This is a genomic window from Shewanella sp. M16 (assembly GCF_018224605.1).
In the GTDB taxonomy this organism is placed as follows: domain Bacteria; phylum Pseudomonadota; class Gammaproteobacteria; order Enterobacterales; family Shewanellaceae; genus Shewanella; species Shewanella oncorhynchi.
The window spans coordinates 85,152-110,029 of record NZ_JAGTUL010000005.1 but is presented as its reverse complement, the minus strand read 5'-3'; the positions used below and the strand labels follow the sequence as shown (position 1 = coordinate 110,029).

The 24,878-nt window shown below is 46.3% G+C and carries 19 protein-coding genes; 10 read left to right on the top strand and 9 right to left on the bottom strand.

Annotated features, from left to right (window positions below; all coding sequences use genetic code 11):
* Positions 1-249: 249 nt before the first annotated feature.
* On the bottom strand, positions 250-717 hold the full coding sequence (locus KFE26_RS05015) for a GNAT family N-acetyltransferase (RefSeq protein WP_173245294.1): 468 nt from the start codon (positions 715-717) through the stop codon (positions 250-252).
* Positions 718-1,233: 516 nt separating this feature from the next.
* Positions 1,234-2,163, bottom strand: a complete 930-nt coding sequence (locus KFE26_RS05010; protein WP_212599820.1) for a DNA ligase — start codon at positions 2,161-2,163, stop codon at positions 1,234-1,236.
* 279 nt (positions 2,164-2,442) lie between these two features.
* Here KFE26_RS05010 and KFE26_RS05005 point away from each other — a divergent pair, with 279 nt between their 5' ends.
* On the top strand, positions 2,443-2,814 hold the full coding sequence (locus KFE26_RS05005; protein ID WP_028760259.1) for a diacylglycerol kinase: 372 nt from the start codon (positions 2,443-2,445) through the stop codon (positions 2,812-2,814).
* Positions 2,815-2,824: 10 nt separating this feature from the next.
* Here the strand turns inward: KFE26_RS05005 and hdfR are convergent, their stop codons facing one another.
* The gene (hdfR, locus tag KFE26_RS05000; RefSeq protein WP_212599819.1) at positions 2,825-3,694 is read right to left on the bottom strand and encodes an HTH-type transcriptional regulator HdfR; all 870 of its coding nucleotides are present in this window, start codon (positions 3,692-3,694) and stop codon (positions 2,825-2,827) included.
* A gap of 108 nt (positions 3,695-3,802) precedes the next feature.
* On the opposite strand from hdfR, the gene KFE26_RS04995 reads away from it, so the two are divergent.
* The 3 genes from KFE26_RS04995 to KFE26_RS04985 all read left to right on the top strand — a co-directional run bounded on the left by KFE26_RS04995 (position 3,803) and on the right by KFE26_RS04985 (position 6,523).
* On the top strand, positions 3,803-4,252 hold the full coding sequence (locus KFE26_RS04995; RefSeq protein WP_028760261.1) for a DUF413 domain-containing protein: 450 nt from the start codon (positions 3,803-3,805) through the stop codon (positions 4,250-4,252).
* 20 nt (positions 4,253-4,272) lie between these two features.
* A complete protein-coding gene (locus KFE26_RS04990; protein ID WP_105252744.1) occupies positions 4,273-5,280 on the top strand; it encodes a RimK family alpha-L-glutamate ligase in 1,008 nt (335 codons plus the stop codon).
* 379 nt (positions 5,281-5,659) lie between these two features.
* Complete coding sequence (locus KFE26_RS04985) at positions 5,660-6,523, top strand: hypothetical protein (RefSeq protein ID WP_212599818.1); 864 nt, start codon at positions 5,660-5,662, stop codon at positions 6,521-6,523.
* A 132-nt stretch (positions 6,524-6,655) separates the two neighbouring features.
* On the opposite strand, the gene KFE26_RS04980 is transcribed toward KFE26_RS04985, so the two are convergent.
* A complete protein-coding gene (locus tag KFE26_RS04980; RefSeq protein WP_212599817.1) occupies positions 6,656-8,278 on the bottom strand; it encodes a M28 family metallopeptidase in 1,623 nt (540 codons plus the stop codon).
* A gap of 210 nt (positions 8,279-8,488) precedes the next feature.
* Here KFE26_RS04980 and KFE26_RS04975 point away from each other — a divergent pair, with 210 nt between their 5' ends.
* Positions 8,489-9,514 (top strand): GGDEF domain-containing protein, encoded by a 1,026-nt coding sequence (locus KFE26_RS04975; protein WP_028760265.1) that lies wholly within the window; start codon positions 8,489-8,491, stop codon positions 9,512-9,514.
* 105 nt (positions 9,515-9,619) lie between these two features.
* On the opposite strand, the gene KFE26_RS04970 is transcribed toward KFE26_RS04975, so the two are convergent.
* The 3 genes from KFE26_RS04970 to pdsO all read right to left on the bottom strand — a co-directional run bounded on the left by KFE26_RS04970 (position 9,620) and on the right by pdsO (position 13,574).
* Positions 9,620-10,327, bottom strand: coding sequence for a class GN sortase (locus KFE26_RS04970; protein ID WP_212599816.1), 708 nt, complete (start codon positions 10,325-10,327; stop codon positions 9,620-9,622).
* A 10-nt stretch (positions 10,328-10,337) separates the two neighbouring features.
* On the bottom strand, positions 10,338-12,656 hold the full coding sequence (locus tag KFE26_RS04965) for a marine proteobacterial sortase target protein (protein ID WP_212599815.1): 2,319 nt from the start codon (positions 12,654-12,656) through the stop codon (positions 10,338-10,340).
* A gap of 87 nt (positions 12,657-12,743) precedes the next feature.
* Complete coding sequence (gene pdsO / locus KFE26_RS04960; RefSeq protein ID WP_212599814.1) at positions 12,744-13,574, bottom strand: sortase-associated OmpA-like protein PdsO; 831 nt, start codon at positions 13,572-13,574, stop codon at positions 12,744-12,746.
* Positions 13,575-13,831: 257 nt separating this feature from the next.
* Between pdsO and pdsR the strand changes: the two genes are divergently transcribed.
* The 3 genes from pdsR to KFE26_RS04945 all read left to right on the top strand — a co-directional run bounded on the left by pdsR (position 13,832) and on the right by KFE26_RS04945 (position 18,204).
* Positions 13,832-14,524 (top strand): proteobacterial dedicated sortase system response regulator, encoded by a 693-nt coding sequence (gene pdsR, locus KFE26_RS04955; RefSeq protein WP_006081337.1) that lies wholly within the window; start codon positions 13,832-13,834, stop codon positions 14,522-14,524.
* A 91-nt stretch (positions 14,525-14,615) separates the two neighbouring features.
* Positions 14,616-16,775, top strand: coding sequence for a proteobacterial dedicated sortase system histidine kinase (gene pdsS / locus KFE26_RS04950; RefSeq protein WP_028760269.1), 2,160 nt, complete (start codon positions 14,616-14,618; stop codon positions 16,773-16,775).
* A 229-nt stretch (positions 16,776-17,004) separates the two neighbouring features.
* Positions 17,005-18,204 carry a cystathionine beta-lyase gene (locus KFE26_RS04945; protein ID WP_212599813.1) on the top strand — a complete coding sequence of 400 codons (1,200 nt, stop codon included), beginning with the start codon at positions 17,005-17,007 and terminating at the stop codon, positions 18,202-18,204.
* A 156-nt stretch (positions 18,205-18,360) separates the two neighbouring features.
* On the opposite strand, the gene KFE26_RS04940 is transcribed toward KFE26_RS04945, so the two are convergent.
* Together KFE26_RS04940 and yegD are read right to left on the bottom strand one after the other, a co-directional pair.
* A complete protein-coding gene (locus KFE26_RS04940; protein ID WP_113941505.1) occupies positions 18,361-18,849 on the bottom strand; it encodes a CreA family protein in 489 nt (162 codons plus the stop codon).
* A 45-nt stretch (positions 18,850-18,894) separates the two neighbouring features.
* Positions 18,895-20,361, bottom strand: coding sequence for a molecular chaperone (yegD, locus tag KFE26_RS04935; protein ID WP_212599812.1), 1,467 nt, complete (start codon positions 20,359-20,361; stop codon positions 18,895-18,897).
* Positions 20,362-20,737: 376 nt separating this feature from the next.
* On the opposite strand from yegD, the gene ppk1 reads away from it, so the two are divergent.
* On the top strand, positions 20,738-22,909 hold the full coding sequence (gene ppk1 / locus KFE26_RS04930) for a polyphosphate kinase 1 (protein WP_028760273.1): 2,172 nt from the start codon (positions 20,738-20,740) through the stop codon (positions 22,907-22,909).
* Between the two features lie 42 nt (positions 22,910-22,951).
* Positions 22,952-24,496, top strand: coding sequence for an exopolyphosphatase (gene ppx, locus KFE26_RS04925; RefSeq protein ID WP_028760274.1), 1,545 nt, complete (start codon positions 22,952-22,954; stop codon positions 24,494-24,496).
* Positions 24,497-24,878: the final 382 nt, after the last annotated feature.

Genomic DNA, 24,878 nt, shown 5'->3' with positions numbered 1-24,878 from the left:
GTAAAGAGTCACTCAGCATCTGATTATATGGCCTTGCTAATGACTTTATAAACACTTTGACTGAAACAGAACACAACTTGTTCTTACTGTTGAAACAGGAAATCTATTTTCTTGTACTGACGAAAACTCTAAGATTAAAAATAATGCCATTTGGGGATGCTTTGACCTACTTAGGTAGCCCTGTGAAATATGATCATATCGTTCCACTTGCTTCCCACAATTGAGCCGCAGTGTACCTTCACAAACTTGTTATTCACCGATGTTTGTGCCCATAACCAATACATTTATACCTTTATAATTCACTTGTTCTATAGGCTTAAACCCATGATGTAAGTACAAACCTCCAGTTAAATCTTCTGTTTGAAGATATAATTTTTTCACACCTATTTTATGTGCTAGCGATATTATCTCTTTCACAAGTTTTGAGGCGACACCCTGTCCCCTAGCCTGCTGAGTGACGTAAACACCACCAAGCCAAAATTCAAATTCTGGGTATATGTCCATTTCTCGAATTTTTAGCTCTGCAGAACCAGCAAGAACACCATTTACTTTTCCAATGATCAGAATAGGCGCGGTATCTCGATTTATTGAAGCAGAGACTTTTTCAACGACTTCCTCCTTGGTATAACTACCATTCTCTTGGCACCATTCGTTGAAATACCAACTAGCTACCGTGTCTATCGCAGAGGGATTATCGGCAAGTAATGAAATTTCCATATATGTCCTTAGATGTACAACGATTTGATTTTCTTTATGAACAACATATTACCAACTTAACCTTGCAAGGCAAGCAGCCCACAACCATTGATGTTTGTAGTCAAACTATACTGGGATTTCCACTGACTTTGATTGCTGTTCCGATAATCTCACCACGCCAGACCGAAAATACTATATTGCTAATTGAATCGCCTCCCATTAATGAAGCACAGTCAAACTCGACCGCAACGGGTTACCGTGTTTCGACGTTCACATCCTCAATAAATCTTGGCAGTGGCTTCATATTGTCAAACCGCCATAAGTGAAACATCAGTTTGTTATCCTTATTCCTTACAAAATCGCGATTGTCATCAGCACTACAACCTACATCAAAGTTATGCAATCCATCTGAGCTGGATTAGCGCTCAGTGCAAACACGACTCCGCCATCGCTTTTGTACGCAGTATCAGCACAACTCGCGGCAGGCTTAATAGACAGCAAGCAAAGTTATATCTATTAATAACGTTATGATGATGTTTACTTTGCGGTGGCTTTATTACTTGATTCGACATCACTGCGTGCCCGCAGGAAACTGGCAAATCTGGGTAAGCCATTGACAGTAAGACCAAGATATTTATAGGTGATGATAGTGCCCACTGCGGGGGGATGTTGGCGCTCTGCGAGACTAAAACCTGTGCCAATACTAAAAATTCGGCCGTCTGGCGTTTGCACTTTTAATGCGCCCATCTGCCCTGCAAATTGACCTTTACCAGGGATATAAGCGATAACAGTAGCTTCAGCATCATAATAAGGTTTTAGCTTCATCAAATGAGGATTGCGGCCACTGATATAAGTCGCAGAACTGCGATGCAGCATCAAGCCTTCGGCGCCTTTTGCAACTAAAGCATCGAGTTTTTGATAAAGGGCTTCAAGGCTTTCTACTTGGAACTGCACTATGACTTCAAGATAATTCGATTTGCCACTCAGTTCAGTCAGCGCAAATTGATAGCGATGCTGAAAGTCGCCACTCGCCTTGGGGACATCGAACACCATAAATCGCACTTTGCGCCAATCATCATCCTTAGCTGAGGTTTGTCGAACAAGGCTGGACATAGCCTCAAACTGACCTCGCCCAAGCCATAATTCACCATCGAGGGGATAATTCGGAAAATTCGCAGTAAACCAAATGGGTGTGGCGATGGCATTTCCCTGCCGAGTGAATAATTCCTTGCCATTCCAGTAACCTCGAACCCCGTCGAGTTTCTCACTAATCAAAAAATTTTGAATATTAATATCTTGCGAAGTTCGAGTCGCATCAAACTCGGTAGCAAGTTGTATGGCAGGTGGTGAGGTTTGTGCGTTAACCGAAAGAGTTAAACCGCAAAGTATGAGCAAGCTGAGCTTAAAAATATTAAAACGGATGAAATGATTAAATGTTAAATTTCGTAACGGGTTTGTATGAGTCATTCCCTTGCCCACGCTGCAATATATCCTTCATCAAGCTTAGGCCGCACGGCTAAAGTTGCACTAAAATAACCGCAAAAGTCACTAACACCCTAAGTTAACAACGAATGTTGATGATCAAATTTGCTCAGTTAATTGTTTATGCACTTTTCATCTCAGGCTATACTGCGGCCAAATTTATAACTCAGTCAAATATTAACAAAGACAACAGTAGGGTTTATTCACCCTGTTTTGAATGAGCAGAACCTCAGCGCTTTGTCGCTAACGTCAATTGGAAACACTATGAAACCAGCCAATAATCACGGTATTAAGCGCATATTCAGAGCGACGGGATTTTCGATGAAGGGCCTAAAGGCCGCTTGGATCCACGAAGCCGCCTTCAGACAGGAATTAATCTTGACGATAGTCATGTTACCCGTAGCCTTATGGGTTGATATCAGCACTATTGAACGCCTTATGCTGATTTTCACGTTGTTTATCGTGTTAATTGTTGAGCTATTAAACTCGGCGATTGAAGCTGTGGTTGACCGTGTCGGCAGTGAAATACACCCGTTAAGTGGCCAAGCCAAGGACATTGCCTCGGCTGCCGTCTTTATGAGTCTTGCGCTTTGTGGATTAACTTGGCTGGTTGTATTAACGCCGCTAGTGCTTTAATTCTTAGTATCTAAACCGTCGCATGAACAACCATTGAGCCATCGTCCCTTAAAAAGTCGATGGCTTGTTTGATCTGGGCTAAGCGGTCATTCTCAGCCCAATACGCAAGATACACATTTCGTGAAATGGCATTCGCGCCGCTGACGAGATGCAATTCGCCGCCGCGCAATGCATGTTGCACTAGATGCTCAGGTAAAAATGCGCAGCCGCCATTATTCAAGATGAAATCTAACGCAATACGTGCTGAACTCGTGTGCAGCGTTGGCACTGGCAGCGAGGCATATTCCTGCGCGTGAACAATATTGAACGCCGTACCCCAATCAACTTTTACATATTGCCCCGGCACAACCGCTTTTACCGTTTGACCTTTTAAGCTCGACACCAACAACAAATTAATTTGCCCCAGTTGTACTATCTCAAATTGATCAAGCTTTGGCGGATCGAATGAAATCGCAATATCTAAGGTACGGTCCATTAGCTGACGCGTCATTGCATTCGCGGGTAGCACTTCGGTGCGCAACGCCACGCCAGGTAAACCGACATGCAGTCCCTGTAAATAACCTTGCAAGTAAGCGTCCCAAATATTCGGCCCTGCACCGATGGCAAGCTGCGTTGTCTGTAACTGGCTGAGGGAAACATCTTGCTTAGCCCGCTCCCATGCTGTTAACACCGCCTCGGCATGACCAAGCATACGTTCGCCTGCTGGCGTGGGCTGAATATTATTACGTTGCCGTTCAAATAAGGCGACACCCAAAATGCTCTCAAGCTGTTTCACCCTAAAGCTCACAGCGCTTCGGGTGAGGTAAAGATTCTCAGCCGCTTTACCAAAATGGCGAGTACGGGAGACTTCGAGAAAGGTTTTTAGTAAATCGGTATCCATAAAAATTCTTGACCAACATAGGCAAATTTTTTTGATTTATAAATCAATAATACTAGCCAATACTCCAGTTGCAAATCTTTGTATATCAAAAACTAGAGGGTATCTGCCATGTCTGAACAGTCTTTTTTTAACGCTAACAAGGGTTCTGAGACGTTTAACGGCTCAGTTGCTGCCAGTTTTGTCTCTCAAAAACGTTTCTACGACGACGCTAATTTCCCCAAAGGCTTTAAACGAAGCGGCGATTTTACCAATAAAGAAGCTGAACTCCTTGAATTGCATGGTCATGCGATGAAGAATTTAGCGGAAGGGAAAACGCTGCCTTGCACCTCTGATGAAGCCCAATTTGTGGAAGTCGCCAAAGGAAATATCGCCCCCAGTAGCTTGTTAGAGCAGATCTGGGTAAAGTATCGCAGGCTCGCCATGGGGAAACCCTTTTATGCCGTGGTTGGTACAGTGCATTTGCCTGCAACCAAGCCCGAGATAGAAATAGAGGCTGAGGCTGTATTTGATATTGAAGATGATGTTCAGGATGAACCTGAACCCGAGGATAAAGAATGAAGATTAAGGTTTGCTACTAAATGCGTGGTTGGATTTTATATAAAGAAACCGCGACTCAGCTAAAACCTGAATGGTATGAAATTGAGCGTCTACTGGCGGCAGCAAAAGCCGATAACATAGAGTTGGAAGTTTACGCACCTGATGAATTTGATCTGACTGTCACCAGAGAAGATAACAAGAGTATTTTATTGAATGGGCAAGCCGTCGAGCTGCCCGATTTTATCATTCCGCGAATGGGCTCAGGCACGACCTACTTTGCTTTAGCCATTATTCGTCACTTAGAAAGATTAGGGGTATATTGCCTCAATCCATCTAAAGCCATTGAAATCGTTAAAGACAAGTTATTCTCCCAACAATTGTTGGCCGAGAAAAATCTGCCTACGCCTAAAACCATGTTGGTTAAATTCCCCGTCGATATCGCCCTCGTAGAACGCCATCTCGGTTTTCCTGTGGTGATAAAAACACTTTCAGGCTCACAGGGCAGTGGTGTGTTTTTATCCCATAAGGCGCGTGAATTTGACGATTTAATGCAGTTGATTGAAGCGACCAATAAAAACGCTAACATCATTCTGCAAGAGTTTATCGCTAACAGTCATGGGCGCGATCTACGCGTATTCACTATTGGTGGTCGTGTGGCGGGTTGCTATGAAAGACGTGGTCAAGAAGACAGCTTCAAAGCCAATGTCAGTGCCGGTGGTTCAGCGCGTCCATTTCAGATCACTCCTGAAATTGAATGGCTTGCCACCCAAACAGCCAATATTCTCGATCTTGATGTTGCAGGTATCGATTTATTGTTTGATAACGGCCATTACAAAATTTGTGAGGCTAACTCATCTCCAGGGTTTGAGGGCTTAGAGTCCTGTTTGAATGTGGATATTGCCGCGCAAATTTTGCATTTTATTCGCATCCGTTTAGGCATGTTTAATAAAGATGAACCAAGTAGCCCAAAAATCGTAGCTGATAGCGTAGAGGCTGAGACTTCTACCCCGTCACTTCTATCGTCTGCGTCCTCTATCGAGACGAAATAGAAGCACTAGGACATATCAATATCTAGCGGGATCGTACCGCTAGATATTCTCAATATCGATGATTCTCCACCATGTTTGTGTCTATATCCATTTGTATCTAGCCCCATTAACAACGCAACAATCCTAAAGCCGTTCAGGAAGGAAACACTTGTCCTTAGTCTTTCAATCCACAATTGATGTGATCGCTCACTCAAATTTCATTCAACCTCACGAGAACCAGCCCTACTTTTGTTTTGAATCACAATTTTTTGCATTTTTTAAAACATTTTGTTCACATTGAAAAATTTGCTGTTAAACTCCAAATGTTGTTTTTTTATGGCACTAAATTCTGACCTTATCGCTAAACATAATAAGAATAATGCAGGAGTCACTCCTTAACATGTCGATCCGCCTATTACCCCTAATCATAGCGTCACTGCTCAGCACTCAAGTGCAAGCCGATGATTTTACTATTCAGTTAGGCGGCTTTTATTCGCAATCAGACACCAATATGGAAGTCACTAACCCTGTTTCGGGTAATAATTTCACCTTAGATTATGAGTCCGATCTACAACTTGCAGAAAACGAATTTTTACCATTTATCGAGTTAAATTATCACTTTAACGAACGGCACAATATCTACCTAGACTGGAAACAGCTTCATCGTAACGCCGAAACCCAAGCCTTAACCAAACCCTTCCAGCTCGAGATTAACGACACCATTTACGATATCAAAGCAGGCGGTAATCTAAATTCAACCTTAAACATTGATGTACTGCGCTTCGGCTATGGCTATGATGTATTTCAAGGCAGTAACTATGATGTCGGTCTATCACTTGGTTTACATACTATGTTTATCAAGACAGGTTTTGAAGGGGTGATTGGTGTTTGCGCTTCATCGGAATTACTCAATAATGTCTGCGGTAGCCAAGCAATTCCGCGCATTGTTGACGAAAATGTCACTGCGCCACTGCCCGACATTGGCATATATGGTCAGTATGAATTTGTTCCCGGTTGGCAAATCACCAGCCATGCACAGTATTTTTACATCAAACTCAATGATGTCAAAGGCGAACTGGTTGATATTAAAGTGGGGGTTAATGCACAAATCACCCCAAACTGGCGAATGAGCGTGGCCTATAACTACTATAAAGTTGACGTTGATATCGCCCAAAATTCGCCGAATAAAGATACTCAAATCGCCGATTACAACATCTATTACAATTTTATTGGCCCTATGCTTTCTATCAGCTATTCCTTTTAATTCAATAAAAATCTCTTCCCATATTGTATTAAACACCCCTTCTCGCTCAAACAGTTGCCCGAACCCTGGCCCAAATTAGTGCGAAAAAATAAGGGCGCCTACTGGACGCCCTCATGATCCAACCCATTAAACCTATTTACGGCCATCCTGCTCACGTTTGGCTTTAAAGTCTGATGATTCAAGCCAATGGGGCCAATCTGAACCATTCGCTAAGGTGGTTATCATACTGGCGATCAAGTCTAGGTCTTGACTCACCCCCTCCAACGTCCAATTTGGATCATAATCATCGGCTCCTTGGTGATATTTATGCGCAATATAGTCAGGATCTGTATCTCCAAGACTCATAAATAACAATCCTGGTACACCTTGCTGGGCCAGCGCAAAATGGTCTGATCTAAACATCAATCCATTCTGTGGTCTTGGATCCGCTTTTACCGAACGGTCTTGGGCTTTGGCGGCTTTATCTAAGTATTGCTCCAACTCAGATACCCCTTCCCCATAGCGCAAAATGTAATCCACGCCTTTATTTACATTCATGCCATCGATATTTAAAAAGGCGACGATATTTTTGGTTGGCACACTGGGATGCTGAGCAAAATGCTGTGCACCAATCAGACCCGTTTCTTCTGCAGTAAAGGCACTGAAGAGCACCGAGCGATCCAGTGGCGCCGTGCTAGCCTGCTGTTTGAAGTAACGCGCTAACGCTAAAACCCCCGCCACACCGCTGGCATTATCGACCGCACCGTTTAAAATCTCTGACTTACCGTCTTCAATCACAGTGCCAAGGTGATCCCAATGGGCATGCATCATCACCACTTCGTCGGGGCGCGTTTTACCGGGCAGTAAGGCCGCGACGTTATGGGACTCGGCGCGTTCAATTTTATTGTTTAACGTGAACTGCGCGCTCAGCTTAAGTGGGATAGCCTTAAAGTTTGGCTTAGCTGCTTGCCGTTTTAAGGTATCAAAATCCAATCCCGCTTTGGCAAAGATTTTTTGTGCGGTTTCGTGCTGAACCCAGCCCATCACGCCCACTTGACCTTGGTTATTATTGGCATCGACCAGAGTAAACTTAGTGCCCGTGTTGGAGTTTTGCACCACTCCCCAGCCATAGGCGGCTGGCGCGGTTTCATGGACAATAAACACGGCCTCAGCGCCTTGACGCGCCGCTTCCTCATATTTATAAGTCCAGCGACCATAATAGGTCATAGCATTGCCTTTAAATATTGTTGGATCTTGGGTCGCAAAGCCGGGGTCATTCACGAGAACGATGACCGTTTTGCCTTTTACATCTAACCCTTGATAATCATTCCAGCCATATTCGGGTGCATTGATACCATAGCCAACAAATACCACATCGCTTTTATTCAGGCTCACGGTTTCAGCGATTCTTTGGGTTCTCGCGGTAAATTCACTGCCATTGGCAAATTTAAGTCCGCCGATATCAAGCTGCATGTTTTGATCGGCACTAATTTGCGCCAAAGGAACCGCCTGTAAATAGCTATCGCCAAATCCGGGTTTGAGACCCATATCTTTAAATGCTGTCACTAAATAGTCTAAAGTTAACGTCTCACCTTCAGACAAGGGCGCGCGTCCCCCAAAAGCATCGCTCGCTAAGGTTTTCACATCGGTTCGGTATTGCACGAGATCGAGACTTTTCACAAATGCCGTTTCAGCAAAGACAGGTAATGAAATAGTGGCCAACAGACTTGTGGTTATGATTAAATTTTTCACAACTTTCTCCCAAGTTATTATCATTATTTGGTTTTAAGGATAGACTTTACCATATCATCTTTAATTTATGATGGAAGTCTTAGCGCAAACGGAGTCGCTGCATCCAAGAGTAAACGGTAATCATGTCTCCATCTGACCGATATTCTTGTCGTTGACCTAAATCTGACTGCAACAGAATAAAAAATAGCGAAAATTTTAAAATATCCGTGTATTTTCATTGAGTAAGGTAACAATATGTCGCTAGAGTTATTACAAGCCGCTGCACTGAACCTCAAAAAAGCAGTGCCTCTGATGCTCAAACATAAAATTCCGACCACCCCCGTTAACTATGCGCTTTGGTACACTTATGTTGGTGAACAAAATCCGGAGTTAAATCAACAACTCGATACTGTTATTGCCCAATACAATACTTGCCCTCCTGTCAGTAGCGAAATCTTGTATCGCCAATATGTTGCCGACCCAGTTGAACTCGATGTCAGAGAAATGCGCCAAAATCTGGATGCTATGGTGACTGAGCTTTCCCAATCACTCAAAGATACCAATCTAGATGCCAATGACTTCCAGTCACGTATCGAAAGTAATTTTGAAAAGCTCAACCGCATCGAAGACGAAGGCTTTAGCGTTGAGCAAGTACTCGATCTGGTCCGCAGCTTAGTGAAAGAGTCGGACAATATTCGCTCGAGCACAGAGTTCTTTACCGGTCAGCTGCAGAAGGCTCAAACCGAAATAGACGCACTAAAGAAAAAACTTGAACAAACAGAAAAAGACGTTCTCTACGATGCACTGACGGGCTGCTTTAATCGCCGCGCCTTTGACACTGATTTTGCAGGAATGATAGCCCAAGCCCCCTTAGGCACTTGTGTGATCTTGGCCGATATCGACCATTTTAAAGTGTTTAACGACACCTATGGCCACCAGCTCGGCGACCAAGTGTTACGCGCCGTGGCGAAACGGCTACAGGAATCCTGCCGCGATGGCACGAAACTGTATCGTTTTGGTGGTGAAGAATTTGCGATTATTGTCCCTAAAAGTCAGCTACGTATCGCAAGGCAACTGGCCGAAGCTATGCGCCGTGGACTCGAAAAACTCAGTTTAAAAGACAGACGCAAAGACGAACGCATCAATAATATCAGTGCTTCCTTTGGCGTCGCCCAATGGCAAGAAAAACAAACGGGTATGCAATTGATTGAAGCGGCAGACAAATTACTTTATGAAGCCAAACGCTTAGGACGAAATCGTGTGCTGCCTATCAGTAACTGATGGTTATAACTTAGCCTGAAGCCGATAATTCAGCTTCAGGCTAAGATGATTAACAAAATAGCATTTTTTTGAAAGCTAAGTGAATGATTTAAATTAGATTTCAGATTAATGTTTGAAACTGCGTGAAACAGTTCCAATATTCCCTTGCACGCCACTCCCTATTGAAACGGATGCATTCGTACCGAGTGTTTCCATCGACTCATTTTCGACGGGGATCGCCTGCACCACAAACCGCAGTTCAGCACCACCTTGAAGTGAATCGAAGGGATAACACGTAATTAACGTTAAGCGATTATCATCGGATGACGCCATAAATTGAGTTTCGGTTTCATGTACGACCTGAGTCGCCACCACTTCATAAATAATGTGATTGCCTTTAAGCGTTTGTAACGATAATCGACGCCCCACCGCCATGCCATTGAGTATCGCAAAATGCGTATCCCTGTGGCCGGCAATCACAGTATTGCCTTTTTGCCCCGCTGGCGCACTGGACAACACCAGACTCGGACCAAAGGCCAAATTTCGCCCAGAAGCCCCCGCCAACACATATAAACTGTCATTAAGCTCGGCTTCAATATCGCTATTAGCCGCCACTTGTTCACGATGAATAGACAGCTTTGCCACGGGATAAGTATCCGCCCATGACCAAGGCTTATGGGATTGACCATCAGCCAAGGTTTTAGTCCACGCCTGTTCAATCAAATACTGGGCAAAGTGTGCTTTAGCTTGCATATAGAGTCCCTTTCCTAACAATGTTGCGCCAATTAAAAATAATCCCACCACTAAAAATCGCTGTGTTCTGCTTTTGCTCATCGCGCTTAACTCATCGTTCACTGGTAAGTGCCACCAAGGCCGCCTTCTCTTCCCGTCTTTGTCGAAGAATCGATCCCGTAAGAATCAAAGCGAGTAGCAAGGTCAGCGCACCTAATAACATATCCAAACGGCTTGACGTCGCGGTTTGCGGCAAGGCGCCAAAAGGTTGCCAACCTAAGGGCAAGTGCTGACGAACCACGGCATCACGGCTCATTGCAGTTGAATCAATTGGGGTTAAGTCCACCGCCACTAAGCTGGTATAGGCGCTGACTAAGTGATAATTCATTGATAAGGCCGTCACTTGCTGTTTGACCTTGTCATCATTCGCGCCATTTTTACTCAACTCCAATGCACCAATCTGTTTACGCGCCCACAGCAAATCTAAACCCGCACCTTGATGGGTCATCAATCCTGCGGAGTTGTCCTGCAGCGAGAGCGACTGTTGCCAGTTTTGATGCCCTTGGCGTCCTGAAATCACTAACTCCTGTGGCTCACGGGCGCTGCGCTTTAGACTCACGAGCACTGGCTCACCGCGGTACAGATCGGCAATCGGTGATGGCCAGTAATCGGGCACACTGCCATCATCAAAACGCACTTGAATATCGGTTAACACTGGATATTGAATTTTGCTGAGTAAGGCGCTAATCTTCTCATCGACTTCATCCACTTTGCCAATATAGGTAAAAGTGCCACGACCGAGTTCAGCCGCCCTTTGCATAAAGTGAGAATTAGGCGCCGAACCTATACCGACAGTAAATAGTCGGCTTTCACCTATTTGATAGCGGATCAAGTCAAATAACGCTTGTTCATTGCCCACAGAGCCGTCGGTCATAAAGATCACTTGGCGCAAAGGCTGCGTTGCATCAAGCGATACACTGCCCAAGGATTTTGGCAAGGCAGCGTCCAGTGCTAACGCCATTTCAGTGCCACCATCGGCCTGTAAACGGCTCACAAACTGACGGGCCCGTGACAAATTCGACGAGGTCGCCGGTAGTGGCACTACCGAGAACTGAGACAAACTGGAGTTAAATTCGATAATGTTAAAACTGTCCTCCGGCTTCAGTCCTTTTAACGCGTATAACAGTGCATTTTTAGCTTGAACGATAGAATCCCCCGCCATAGAGCCCGAAGTATCAATCACTAAAATTAATTCACGGGGCAAACTCGGCTGAGTACTCTTTTCAACCTTAGGAGGCAACACCATGACGAGACTGTAATTATCATCATTTACGCCGCTGGTTTTACTTGTCTCAAGTGTATCCTGAGACCGATTTTCGCCATCGAGCTTATGGGTTTTACCTTGCTGATTAAACACCCAAGCCATTGGGCTAGTGCCCTGCTGTACTCGCCATTGCAACACAAAATCCCGATTAGCGGGCACACGTTGCGCCAGCGATACATCGACCGCGCCGCTGTTGTCTTGCTTGAGTTTGATGTCATGGTAAGGACTCTCAATGGACGCTTTATCAACCCCCTTTGCGAGTAAGACTTGAATGTCTGCCTTCAGCACAGGATCGCGTCCACTGGCGCCGTCCCGCACTGGTGCCACAATCCGGTCAGCATCAAACACCTGCGAACTTGTCACTCGGCTTGATTGGCGCACCTGTGCCATAGGATCATGTGAGTCGCTAGCACTTGAATCCGATGTTAATCCCGGAATATAACGGGGCGCGACCACCAGCGGAAAACGTAAACTAAACAAACCATCTTCATATTTAATGGTCTCCTGATAGCTGATTTCTACAATCAGCTCCTCTTGAGGTGCTAGGTTTGCGACTTCGGTCGTAAACATATTAGGCCGCTCTTGGCTCACTAAGCTGGCACGTTTACCTTCAGCTTTCGCTTGCTCAAAAATCTGCTTGGCATCGGCCTTAGGATGAATTTGCCCTTCGATCACTCTCTGGCCTATATGTAATCGCAACGAATCCACCGCAGCCTCATTGGGCAGCGGGAACAAATATTGCCCATTCAACACAAATTCAGTGTTGTTGCGAAAAACCTGTTTCACGCTCACGCGATTACTTAAGCCAGAGACTTGCATCGACACTTGTGTATCGAGCGGCAAAGATGGCACCCATGCACCGCTCGGCTGGCGATAAAGCAACAGCCCCTGCGTAATATCATCGTAATTAATGATGTGTGACTCTGCCGTTCTGTGAGCACTATTTTGCCCGACCAATGCCGAAGCCATATTCTGTGGCGCAGATAATGTGCCGGTACTATTCGGCGAAGCCAATGCCACAAAGGGCAAACCCCAACACACGGCGGCACTGATCAGCAATACCGCTACCGCTTCACTCACTTCTTTTACCCTTTTCCCTGTGATCATCACAAAGGCTTCCTTTATTAACAAATATGAACTGATGTTGGTTGTCGTTAATATGAACGACGTAAAATGGACTACTTAAATTGACCGCTAGTCAGCAGCGTGCCTGGCCGTCAAGGCCAAATGAGGCTGTAGTGTTAATGTCACGCGGCGGTCGAACACATCCGATTCTCTGTCTTGGTCGGCTTGCAAAGGCGATAAAGCGCCAAAGGCTTGAGTGGTCATACGCTCGGCAGTGACGCCTTGCTTAATCAGGTAGCCACGCACCTCCAGTAGACGCTGCTCAGAAAGGGCTTGGTTGTAACTCTCATCACCACGGCGGTCGGCATAACCCTTCAGCTCAAGATTGAGTTCTGGTGACAAATTCATCACCTCAGCCACATCATCTAATTGGGGCAAAAAATGCGATTCAACCTCAGAGGAACCGGTACGAAACTGTACGCTAAGCCCCAAGGCGAGTTCACTGAGCAATTGACGTTGCGCTGACAGCAACTCATCCAGCTCTTGCTGCGCCTTGGTATATTCGCTCGCCCGTTTTTCGGCGGCTTGCTGTTTTACACTCCACTCGGATAACTGGGACTCTTGCAAATGGATCTGTCTTTGCTGAACGTGCAGTGTGTCTGTATCGCTGACCGATTTGCCAATTAAGGTGCCTGTGAACGCACCAATAATCGCCCCCACTGGACCACCGACTAACGCCCCTACTAAGGCTCCACCACCGAGGCCAATTAAGGCTTCCGGTTGTTCGTCCTCGCTTGCGTATTCGTCATCCATCGCGATACCGCTAACATAGGCATCATTTTCTAGGGTGAGGTCTTGTCCTATCACTTGGTTTTGCAGTGAAACCCGCGCTGACACACTGGCTACAGGTGCGCTTAATAAACTCAAAACCAATAGATTAATTAGTGTCTTTTTCATCATCTCATTCCTTTTGATTATTAGCTGAGCTTGGACTCGTACCTGAAGCAATCCACTCAACACCACATCAGGTCAAACGGGTACAAAACTGAATGGGGCTATTAAACACAAGTGGAATGGCATGAGCAGGGATGGAAAATGGCAATGCAACTATCAATTGTGGCAACAAAATGGCAATTGCATTTGTGGCCTTTTTTCTCGGGTAAAATCCTGTATAGTCACGAAAACTTACTCCCCCAAGTCAATAGGAATACGGCTCTATGAAGCGTATCGCCATAGTGGAAGATGAAGCGGCCATTCGCGAGAATTACAAGGACGTGCTGCAACAACACGGTTACAGCGTGCAAACCTACGCCGACAGACCATCGGCCATGCTAGCCTTTAATACCCGTTTACCGGATTTAGCCATTATCGACATCGGCTTAGGTAATGAAATTGACGGCGGCTTTATGCTATGTCAGTCATTGCGCGCCATGTCGAGCACGCTGCCGATCATCTTTTTAACCGCCCGTGACAGTGACTTTGATACTGTGTGTGGCCTGCGTTTAGGCGCCGATGATTACTTGAGCAAAGAAGTGAGTTTCCCCCATTTAACCGCACGCTTAGCCGCATTATTTCGACGCTCTGAACTTGCGGCCAGCCAAACGGCGCAGGAAAATCTGCTCGAACGTGGCCCACTGACCATTGATGCCAATCGCATGCAAGTCTATTGGAACCAGTTACCAATCGAACTTACCGTGACCGAATTTTGGATGGTGCATGCGTTAGCCAAACATCCAGGCCATGTACGCAGTCGCCATGAATTAATGCAAGAGGCTAAAATCTTTGTCGATGACAGCACTATCACCTCCCATGTGAAACGCATTCGCAAAAAGTTTATCGCTACCGCGCCAGAGTTTGATTGTATTGATACTGTCTATGGTATGGGTTATCGCTGGGACAGCTTGGCCTGATCTATGGCTTAACCAACCTTTAAGCGCGGCGTTGAACCAGATAACCTTGGATGAATGAACTTTTAAACCCATTAATGCTGATCCCTAACTTATGACACGTTTCCCCTTTGGTCTACGCACTAAAGTCATCGGCCTTAGCCTGTTCTTGCTCTGCCTACCTTGGCTGGGGTATCAATATGTGTGGGAAATGGAAAAGTATCTTCGCCACGGCCAAGAACGCACCTTAGAAGGCACCACTCAAGCACTGGCCACCGCGCTGCACGAGCGGCCGAAATTGTTCGATGGACAAGCGAGTTTTTTAAAGCAAGTGGAAAAAAGCCGCGATCTATACGCCTATCCACTGGCGGGGGCGATTCTACTCGACGGCAAACTCAACGAATGGCAGGAATATCAGCACAGATTTATCCAATACGGTGAGGCGCACCAAATTATGCGTGCCGATCCGAACGCTCCCCTGACCTTAAGCTTTACCCACATGGTCGGCCAATACGATGGTTATCTGTATGCTTTTTTTCAAGTCATTGATCCAACCGTGGTACTGCGGGGTAAAAATGCCCTAAGTGTCGATAGAAACGATCATCTCTCGATTGCAACACTCGCGCCCGACAATAAATTCAAACGCTATATCGTTGCCACGACTCAACCCGGCTGGATCAGCGCCTTCGAATTACCCGCTAATCCTAAGCAAACTGTGCCTGTTACACCTGAGGTACGTATCCAAGGACAATGGGCGACGACAGATGTGGGCTACAATGTCGAGCTGCGTATTCCCTTAGACATGGTCGGCAGCAAACTCGGATTTGCCATTGCCGATGTCAACGACAGCAAATACCGTGATGTCGCTGCAGTTGTCGGCACCTCGGCCTTAGATACGGTCGACAATCTCGGCACTGTGCTGGTACCATCACCGGAAATTGAAAGTATTATCAAAGGCATGAGCCACTATAGCTCACGTATTTGGGTAGTCGATAAACACGGTCGCGTACTGGCAAAATCCGGCGACATTCGCGCTAATGACAGTGTATGGACCCGCACCTTAGAAGATGAAAAGAGTACCGCGCTGTGGGATACCTTCAAGCGTGATTATCTGCATCCGCTGTACTATAAAATTCTCACTAAACCGCCCAAAGACTTTATTGATTCCTTACAAGATTCCACCGAGCTTGACGGCAGTCATATCCAAAAAGCCCTCGCGGGTCAGCAAAGTTCGACTTGGCGGTTAACCCCAGACAACAAAGCTGTGGTACTCGCCGCCGCGAGCCCCATTTGGATTGATAACAATGTGATGGGTGCCGTCGTCGCCGAAGAAACCACCCACGGAATTCGAACTCTACGTAACCGAGCGCTGGAAAAACTCTTTAACGTGATTTTGACCATAATGAGTATGGGCACCTTGGCGCTGTTCTTCTTCGCCTCGAGTATTTCTAACCGCATCCGTAAATTGCGCGATGAAGCCGAAAACGCCATCGATAGCCAAGGCCGTGTCCGTAATCACCTCAAACCGTCGAAGGCTCGGGATGAAATTGGCGATCTGTCCCGTAGCTTCTCTAGCATTGTGGGGCGACTGGGTCAGTACACTCACTATCTAGAAAACATGTCGTCGCGCCTGTCCCATGAGTTGCGCACGCCCGTGGCTGTGGTGCGTTCATCCCTTGAGCATTTAAACCTGCAGACCTTAGATAAAGACACGCAAAAATATGTCGACCGCGCCCAAGAAGGTGTCAGCCGCTTAAGCATGATTTTAAACAACATGAGCGAGGCAACACGCTTAGAACAGAGTTTAACGCAGGCCGATATCACTAAGTTCCCACTCTCCCAAGTGGTCAGCGGTTGTATGCAAGGTTATCAAATGACCTATCCAGAACAAGGCTTTAGTGTGAAAGTGCCCGAACAACCACTGATGATGCAAGGTGTGCCAGAATATATCGCCCAGTTAATGGACAAACTTATCGCCAACGCCATTGAGTTTTGCCATAAAGACAGTGCTATCGAAGTCACGCTCACACAAGTGGGTAAGCAAGCGACTCTGCTTATCAGTAACTTAGGGCCTGAACTGCCCATTGATATGTCGGAGCAGATTTTCGATTCCATGGTGTCGGTGCGGATAAATCAAGCCCAAGATAAACCCCACCTAGGCTTAGGTCTGTATATCGCGCGATTGGTCGCCGAGTTCCACCAAGGACAAATCCTTGCCCGTAATCGCAGCGAACATAATGGTGTGGATATCCTTGTTACCTTACCTTTAAATTAAGAACATGCGGGCTTTAAGTTAAGCGTGTTACAGCTTTTAAGCCCTGCGTCATAATCTCAACAGCTAAAATACAGGAGGCCAATAACATGAGCCAAACTCATCACGCGCCTCCTGTCATTTATGCGTGCAGATGCTAAGATGACCGCCATAACAATCGATAAGAAACGCCAATTATTCTCCCTAATTGTTCAACCTATTCGTTCAACCTAAATGCCAAGGTAATGATCCAATGACAGATAAACATCATCAAGCCACCCAAATCGTCAGCTTAGGTCGAGACAAAAAATGGACCAAAGGCGTGATCAATCCGCCCGTTTTTCGTGCTTCGACTATCGTCTTCGAAACCATGGATGAAATGCGCCACGCCGCGAAAAATAAAACCAATGGCGAGATGTTTTATGGCCGCCGTGGCACTCCAACCCATTTTGCCTTTCAGGCCGCGATTGCCGAACTAGAAGGTGGCGTCGGTACGGCGCTGTATCCTTCTGGCGCTGCGGCGATCAGTGCGGCGCTACTGTCATTTTTAAAAACGGGCGATCACCTGTTAATGGTTGATAGCGTGTATGAGCCAACGCGGGATCTGTGTACCCATATTCTCGGCGGTTTTGGTATCGAAACCACCTATTACGATCCGCTGATTGGCGCAGGCATTCGCGACCTCATTCGCCCCAATACTAAGGTTCTGTTTTTAGAGTCTCCGGGCTCCATCACCATGGAAGTGCAAGATGTACCGACCTTGTGCCGCATCGCCCACAAACATGGGTTGATCACTATGCTGGACAATACTTGGGCCTCGCCCATCAATAGCAAACCCTTTGAAATGGGTGTAGATATCTCAATTCAAGCGGCGACCAAATACATCGTCGGTCACTCGGATGTGATGATAGGCACGGCCACGGCCAACGAAAAATACTGGCCACAATTACGTGAACACAGTTATTTGATGGGACAAACCACATCGCCAGACGATGTGTACCTTGCTGCCCGCGGCCTACGTACCTTAGGCGTGCGTATGGCACAACATGAAAAAAATGCCCTGCAAGTAGCCAACTGGTTGAAAACCCGGCCAGAAGTCGATCATCTACGTCACCCCGCGTTCGATACATGCCCCGGGCACGAATTCTTTAAACGCGACTTTAGTGCCTCCAACGGCTTGTTCTCCTTTATCTTAAAACAGGGCGATGCCGATGCCGTCACCGCACTGGTTGAAAATATGAGTCACTTTAAGATGGGCTTTTCTTGGGGCGGCTACGAGAGTTTAATCCTCGGCATTTTCGGTATTGAAAAAATCCGCTCAGCAACGCAATGGGATGCGAGCAAACCTTTGATCCGTTTACATATTGGTTTAGAAGATCCCGCTGATTTAATCGCCGATCTCAGTGCTGGGTTTGAACGTTTTAACGCTGTATTGGCGGCCAAAGCTAAGTAACGATATTTAATGTGCTAAGTGCTAGCTGAATATAAAAAAGGGGCGGAATAAATATTCCGCCCCTTCTCTTATCGATACTGACACAAATACGAATGTTTACTGCAATATCATTATGCTTATAGCAAATAAACCGCTAAATCATAAACTCTAGGGCGATTAATGCGCTTTCGTTCCAATACTTAATGCAGGATCGACCCAAGCCGCAGAGCCATAAAGCGGCACTGTTGAGAGCGCATGTTTATGGCTGCCATTGGTCTCTTTCGTCGAATAGGACAAATACAACAGAGTCTGATTTTGTGCATCATAAATCCGGCGCACTTTTAATGACTTAAATAAAATACTCAGGGATTCAGTGAAAATCACTTCGCCGTGTTTCCCCATGTCTATCTTCGCCAGATCGGCCGCAGTAATTGGCCCAGTTTGACGGCAACTGATCCCCATATCGGACGGATCAGCAAAATCTAAATTGGCTTCGATACGACTGATATGGCAAGTCACCCCAGGTATTTTAGGATCGTTTTTAGCATCAATAATCACATCTTTAGTGGTAAAAAGCCCTAAGCTCACCTTACCCACATCGTCACCACAACCCGCAAGCAATAGACCTACAGAGGCCGCAAACGCACACTTCAACAGAGTTTTCATTCATACATCCTTTTACATTAGTGCTGATATGTTAGCGCTTATATATTAATGCGTAGCGAATAGCTTTTGTGCCCAGCGGGTTAATCCGGCTGTCACTGAGCCAAAGTGATCGCCGACCACGACCGGAATATCGGGATAGATACCAGCGATTTTCGCATAAATCGCAGGGCTTCGTGCCGTACCACCCGTCACGTAAATCACATCGGGTTTACACTCTGCTTCAGCGGATAAATCCTCTGTTGCTGAGCGGTTTACCGCGACATTTGTTGCAGCCAAAGTTTTTGCAGCTTGCGCGAGCGCTTGGTGCATCAGAGCTTCCACTTTCGTCAGCGACGGCTCAATGGCATTTTCAAACAATTCACGACTCACACCTGCGTGCAGCGCCGCTTCGATAAAATCCAGATTAACATCAGTATTATCGGTATCTGACAGTGCAATTTTCGCACGCTCGGCTTGGCGAACCAGTTGATAGCTTAACTGCTGCTGTTGCACCTTTAACAATCGCTTCAGTAACTGTGGCTGCTCGGCTTCTTTAACCAATTCATCAATCAATTTACGGCTACTTAAGGTACTGAATTCTCGCTGGGCGCTAATATCATTCACTGCGACCGCATTCCAAAAGGTTTTACTGGGCATAGGTTTGCCATTGATCATCAAGGAACCTAAACCAAAATGCGGCATAAAGGCATTCATTGCAAGGGCGATATCGAGATCGTTACCGCCGATCCGCTGGCCGCTGTGACCGAGGAAATCTTCACTGCGATCCGCTTTTTGTTTATGGGCGGGTCCCATTTTTACCACAGAGCAGTCCGTTGTACCGCCGCCTACGTCAACGACCAATACCGTTTTGTTGTCGGTCAAGGTCGCTTCATAATCCATCCCCGCCGCTAACGGCTCGAACAGAAAATCAACGTCGATGAAACCCGCGCGTTTTGCCGCTAAGGTCAAAATGGCTTCGGCCTGACGGTTACTCTCTTCACCACCTATGCCTTGAAAGTTCACCGGACGACCAATAATCGCATGGGTGATCATCGCAGTGCTACCCTGTTTCACAAGGTCTTTTTCAACCAACACAGATTCGGCGCGCACTTTAATGTGCTGCATCATCAAGGTAACAATATCTTCAAACAGGGCCACTTGTTCGGGTCTAAGCCCTGTCGCGCCTAAAAAGGATTTTGGCGAACGGACATAGAATCCCTCCTCCGGCATCTCTAAATACGCGCTCACCGCCTGCTCGCCAACAAATACAGCCTGAACATCAGCATCGAGATCTAACTCATGGCGCACCATACGGGCACGGCTCAATTGCGCGGCGCGCTTTTTGGCGTAATCGGCTTTCAATTCAGTGGGAAGGCCACGATAAACCGCCTCGGCGATCAGTTCCCTGTCCATCGCGTATAAGGTCGAAGGCAAATAAGCTGATTCCTCTGATAACGCCAATAACTGCACACCATCATCCAGCATGATCCCTACGGCGCAGTTAGCACTACCATAATCAAATCCAACAAACATACCTTTTACTCCCGCGATAAAAAAGCCGAGCAAGATAACATAGTTTGCGATAATGCCCAAGGAGTTAACACTGACGGATTTATCCTCAAGGAAGCCGCGCTTGCACAGTTTCTCAAGACTTAAATCGCAGTAACACGAACTGAGTTTGAGCTCAATCCAAGATGATCATCATAAGGTCATATTTCTGTCACACTCGTCATCAAGTTGACATATTTCCCTCGTATCTTTATCCCAGATAAATCCCAGACTGATTTTGGCGTGTACGCAATATTTATCATTGAAATTCCTTCACTTGTCGGCAGTAAATCTGATTGCACAACGGCGGATGAATGCTATTGTATATTGCGCCATGACGCTTGCTTAAAGGAGCTGTGCAGTGTCCCCGAATACCGATAAACTTTCGATTGATAAAGAACTCTCTTGGTTGTCTTTTAATGAGCGGGTATTGCAAGAAGCCTGCGATCACAATGTTCCCTTAGTGGAGCGAGTCCGCTTTTTAGGGATATTTTCCAATAACATGGATGAGTTTTTTAGGGTGCGTGTGGCTGCGGTCAGACGCTCCATTTTGCTGTCATCCCTGCAGGAAGGTCGCAGTAATAGCCGCCATTTAATGGCCAAGATCCAATCGAAAGTGATGGCATTGCAAGAAAGGTTCGATGGCATATACACGGATTTAATGCGCGAACTTGTACGTCGTAATATTTTGTTAATCAATGAGAAACAATTAAGCGAGTTCCACAGCGACTGGCTGAAAAAGCATTTTAGAGACCATTTCAAACGCCATATCGCGCCGCTTATGGTCAATAATAATCGCGATCTGATCAAGCAAATCAACGACGACGCCACCTATTTATGCGTGTGTTTATTCACTAAGGCGCGTCGCCAATACGCCTTAGTCGAAGTGCCGACTAAAAATGTACCGCGGTTTATCGAACTCCCAGCCGAAAAGAGTAAAGCGAAAAAATATCTGATTTTATTAGATAACATTATTCGCCACTGCGTCGATGAACTCTTTGGCCCCTTCTTCGAGTACGATGCTATCGAAGTGTATTCGATGAAGTTAACCCGCGATGCCGATTTTGATATCACTGACGAGCTTGAACAAACCCAGCTTGAGAAAATGACCAAGGGATTGAAAAAACGTCTTACCGCAGAGCCTGTGCGCTTAGTGTATGACAAAGAAATGCCTGAACACATGTTAGTGATGCTCAAAGAAAACCTGAACATCAGCTCGACCGAATGTTTGATCCCAGGCGGGCGTTACCACAGCTTTAAAGACTTTATCGCCTTCCCCAACCCGAGCCGCGACTACCTCGAAAACGAAAAACTACCGGCGCTCAATAGTGCAGGTTTTGGCCGCAGTGCCAACAGTTTCGATGCGATTCGGATGGGCGATATCATGCTCAATTATCCGTACCATAAGTTTTCCCACTTTACCGAAATGGTGCGCCAAGCGGCCTACGATCCGGCGGTGCGCTTTATTCGAATTAATTTATATCGAGTGGCGAAAAAATCCCATGTGATGCAATCGCTTATCGATGCAGTGAAAAACGGCAAACAAGTCACCGCCGTAATTGAACTCAGGGCCAGATTCGATGAGCAATCCAACATCGAATGGACCCGCATCTTGGCCGAAGCGGGCGTCAAAGTTCACCACGGTATCACCAGCTTAAAAGTACATTCCAAGTTGTGCTTGATTGGCCGCGAAGAACAAGGGGAAATCAAACTCTATTGTCACGTCGGCTCTGGCAACTTTAACGAAGGCACAGCGCGGGTCTACACTGACTTGTCGCTGTTCACCGCCAATCAAGAAATTGCCCGAGAAGTGGAGCAAGTATTTGACTTGATTGAACATCCGTATCGCCGCGATAATTTCCAGCATTTAATTGTGTCGCCCTACGATGCCAGACAAAAACTGAGCCATTTAATTGATAATGAAATCGTTAATGCCCAGAGCCATATGAAGGCGGCGATTACCTTAAAATTAAATAACTTACTCGATGAATCCTTAGTACAAAAGCTCTATGAAGCCTCGGCGGCTGGGGTCAAAATCAAGTTACTTATTCGGGGCATGTGTTCGCTTATTCCGCAAATTCCGGGGATCAGCGACAACATCGAAGTCTATAGTATCGTCGACCGATTCCTCGAACACTCGCGGGTGATGCTGTTCCACGCGGGTGGAGAGAACAAACTCTTCATCTGCTCCGCCGACTGGATGAGCCGCAACATAGATAATCGCGTTGAAGTGAGTGTGCCGATTTATGATCTGCGCCTAAAACAGATGATAATGGATATTTTATCCTTACAGTTCAATGACAACACTAAAGCACGTGTCATTAACAAGGAACAAAGTAATCCTTATCGGAATCGCGGTAACAAACGAAAAGTGCGTTCTCAAATTGCCATTTATCAATATCTGATTAATTATGAGAAGCGCCAACTACAAGAATTTAATGCCTTACGTATGTCCACCCATGAGGGTGACGCTGAGCGAGAAGTGAAAACTCAGCCTGACATAACACCTGAGTTACGGGCCAAAGCCAGCTAACCGCTGGCTTTATATCGCTTTGATTGCCTAAGGATAATCCGATTGGTAACCACATATTCGCACACACAGTCACACGCTACGCCCAGCAATGTACTCGCAAACTCTAAATCGCGCCATTTTGTCGCCATTGATATGGGATCGAACAGTTTTCATCTGGTCATCGCCCGCGAGCAAGATGGCAGCTTGCAGATTTTACATAAAGAAAAACAACAGGTTCAGCTCGCCACAGGGCTCAATGCGCAAAATATTCTCGACAATGACGCCATAGAACGTGGGCTCAATTGCCTACGGGATTTTAACCAACGATTTTCCAATCTCGACCAAGCGCAAGTACGATTAGTCGCCACCCACACTCTGAGAATCGCCAAAAACCGCGATCAGTTTATCGAGGCGGCGCTCGCCATCATGCCCTATCCGGTGGAGGTCATTTCGGGCCATGAAGAAGCGCGTTTGATTTATAACGGTATTGCCCAAAGCCAAGTGCTAGGAAAAAGTAATTTAGTCATCGATATCGGTGGCGGTTCTACCGAAGTGGTGATCGGCCAGAAAAATACCCCAACTCAGTTATCTAGCCTGCGCTGCGGTTGTGTGAGTTTCAATGAGCGTTTCTTTATTGATGGGCTCATCACCCCAGCCTCATTTCGCGATGCCCAAAGTGCGGCTGATAAGCAGTTCGCGTCGCTCTCAAAGGAATATTTCGCGGGCGGCTGGGAACTCACCTTGGGTAGTTCAGGTACAGTGAAAGCCATCTGCGAAGCAATTCAAGAAGAGCACGGCGATGAAACCATCACGCTGCCACGACTCAAACAGCTCAAAATCAAGTTGATCAAATGTGGTCATATTAGCCAAATTCAATTTGCCAATGTCGATGATAAACGCATTCCCTTAGTGCCCGCCGGACTTGCCATTTTAATCAGCTTTTTTAGGCGCTTACCGATACAAAAGCTCGAGTTTAGCCCAGGCGCACTGCGTGAAGGCGTACTCTATGAACTGGCAAAGATTGGTCAGTATCAGGATATTCGCCACCGCACCGTCGACAGTATTGCCCAGCTTTATCATATCGATATGGCCCACGCCGCTAAGGTACGCGACACTGCTATGGCCTTGTTTGAACAGGTCGCCGACGAATGGCAATTAAGGCCCCATGCGCGCTTGCTCGCCTATAGCGCGACTTTACATGAAATCGGATTACACATTAATTCAAAATCCCTGCACAAACACGGCGGTTACATTATCAGTAACAGTGACTTACCTGGGTTTAGCGAAGCATTACAGCTGGATTTAGCGCGGCTTATCACCAATCATAGAAAGAAGCCTAACGAATTAATGCTCGCTGAACTCGATCCCAACCATAAGCTCACGCTCAATCGCCTACTCTGCCTGCTTAGGCTCGCTGTCTTGCTCAATCTTGGCCGTATCGCTAAGACGCTGACCTTAGATCATATTAAAGTGATCCCCGATGGACTCATGCTAGTACTACCAAGCCATAAGCGGAAAATCAGCTTGTTTATGAAAGATTTACAGCGAGAACAAAAACAAATGCTCACCCTTGGGATGAACCTACGTTTAGTGTCTAGTCTGACTTAGCGGTTACGGCGTTAACTCAGCCGAACGTAGTCGAGCCGAGTGTGGGTTAGCTCTGTGTGAATGCGTTTAGCGAGGATTCGGCACTGTTCGGCGCTAAAACATGCCCTTAATCGAGGGCCATTATCTCGCCTAAAAACAAGGTTAAGTTAGCTGTCAATCTGGCTAGGTAACGGGATTTCAACAGCATAGCGGTTGACTTAATCCATGCGCCACAACAGATTAAAGTTTAAAGGATTTTTAGCCCTCCACTAAAGCACAAATTCCTGCTCGCGCGTTTGCCGCTGGGTGGGGATTTCTGCTATCATCCACGGCTGACTAATCATAATTCCACGAATTTAAAGATAATCAGAGTCAAACCCTTTTTATCTCGCGATATCAGCCC

Bases quoted from the DNA above. Each gene is read 5' to 3' on its own strand.
- KFE26_RS05015 (WP_173245294.1), bottom strand. From the start codon at position 717: ATGGAAATTTCATTACTTGCCGATAATCCCTCTGCGATAGACACGGTA.
- KFE26_RS05010 (WP_212599820.1), bottom strand. From the start codon at position 2,163: ATGACTCATACAAACCCGTTACGAAATTTAACATTTAATCATTTCATC.
- KFE26_RS05005 (WP_028760259.1), top strand. From the start codon at position 2,443: ATGAAACCAGCCAATAATCACGGTATTAAGCGCATATTCAGAGCGACG.
- hdfR (WP_212599819.1), bottom strand. From the start codon at position 3,694: ATGGATACCGATTTACTAAAAACCTTTCTCGAAGTCTCCCGTACTCGC.
- KFE26_RS04995 (WP_028760261.1), top strand. From the start codon at position 3,803: ATGTCTGAACAGTCTTTTTTTAACGCTAACAAGGGTTCTGAGACGTTT.
- KFE26_RS04990 (WP_105252744.1), top strand. From the start codon at position 4,273: ATGCGTGGTTGGATTTTATATAAAGAAACCGCGACTCAGCTAAAACCT.
- KFE26_RS04985 (WP_212599818.1), top strand. From the start codon at position 5,660: ATGTCGATCCGCCTATTACCCCTAATCATAGCGTCACTGCTCAGCACT.
- KFE26_RS04980 (WP_212599817.1), bottom strand. From the start codon at position 8,278: ATGATAATAACTTGGGAGAAAGTTGTGAAAAATTTAATCATAACCACA.
- KFE26_RS04975 (WP_028760265.1), top strand. From the start codon at position 8,489: ATGTCGCTAGAGTTATTACAAGCCGCTGCACTGAACCTCAAAAAAGCA.
- KFE26_RS04970 (WP_212599816.1), bottom strand. From the start codon at position 10,327: ATGAGCAAAAGCAGAACACAGCGATTTTTAGTGGTGGGATTATTTTTA.
- KFE26_RS04965 (WP_212599815.1), bottom strand. From the start codon at position 12,656: ATGATCACAGGGAAAAGGGTAAAAGAAGTGAGTGAAGCGGTAGCGGTA.
- pdsO (WP_212599814.1), bottom strand. From the start codon at position 13,574: ATGATGAAAAAGACACTAATTAATCTATTGGTTTTGAGTTTATTAAGC.
- pdsR (WP_006081337.1), top strand. From the start codon at position 13,832: ATGAAGCGTATCGCCATAGTGGAAGATGAAGCGGCCATTCGCGAGAAT.
- pdsS (WP_028760269.1), top strand. From the start codon at position 14,616: ATGACACGTTTCCCCTTTGGTCTACGCACTAAAGTCATCGGCCTTAGC.
- KFE26_RS04945 (WP_212599813.1), top strand. From the start codon at position 17,005: ATGACAGATAAACATCATCAAGCCACCCAAATCGTCAGCTTAGGTCGA.
- KFE26_RS04940 (WP_113941505.1), bottom strand. From the start codon at position 18,849: ATGAAAACTCTGTTGAAGTGTGCGTTTGCGGCCTCTGTAGGTCTATTG.
- yegD (WP_212599812.1), bottom strand. From the start codon at position 20,361: ATGTTTGTTGGATTTGATTATGGTAGTGCTAACTGCGCCGTAGGGATC.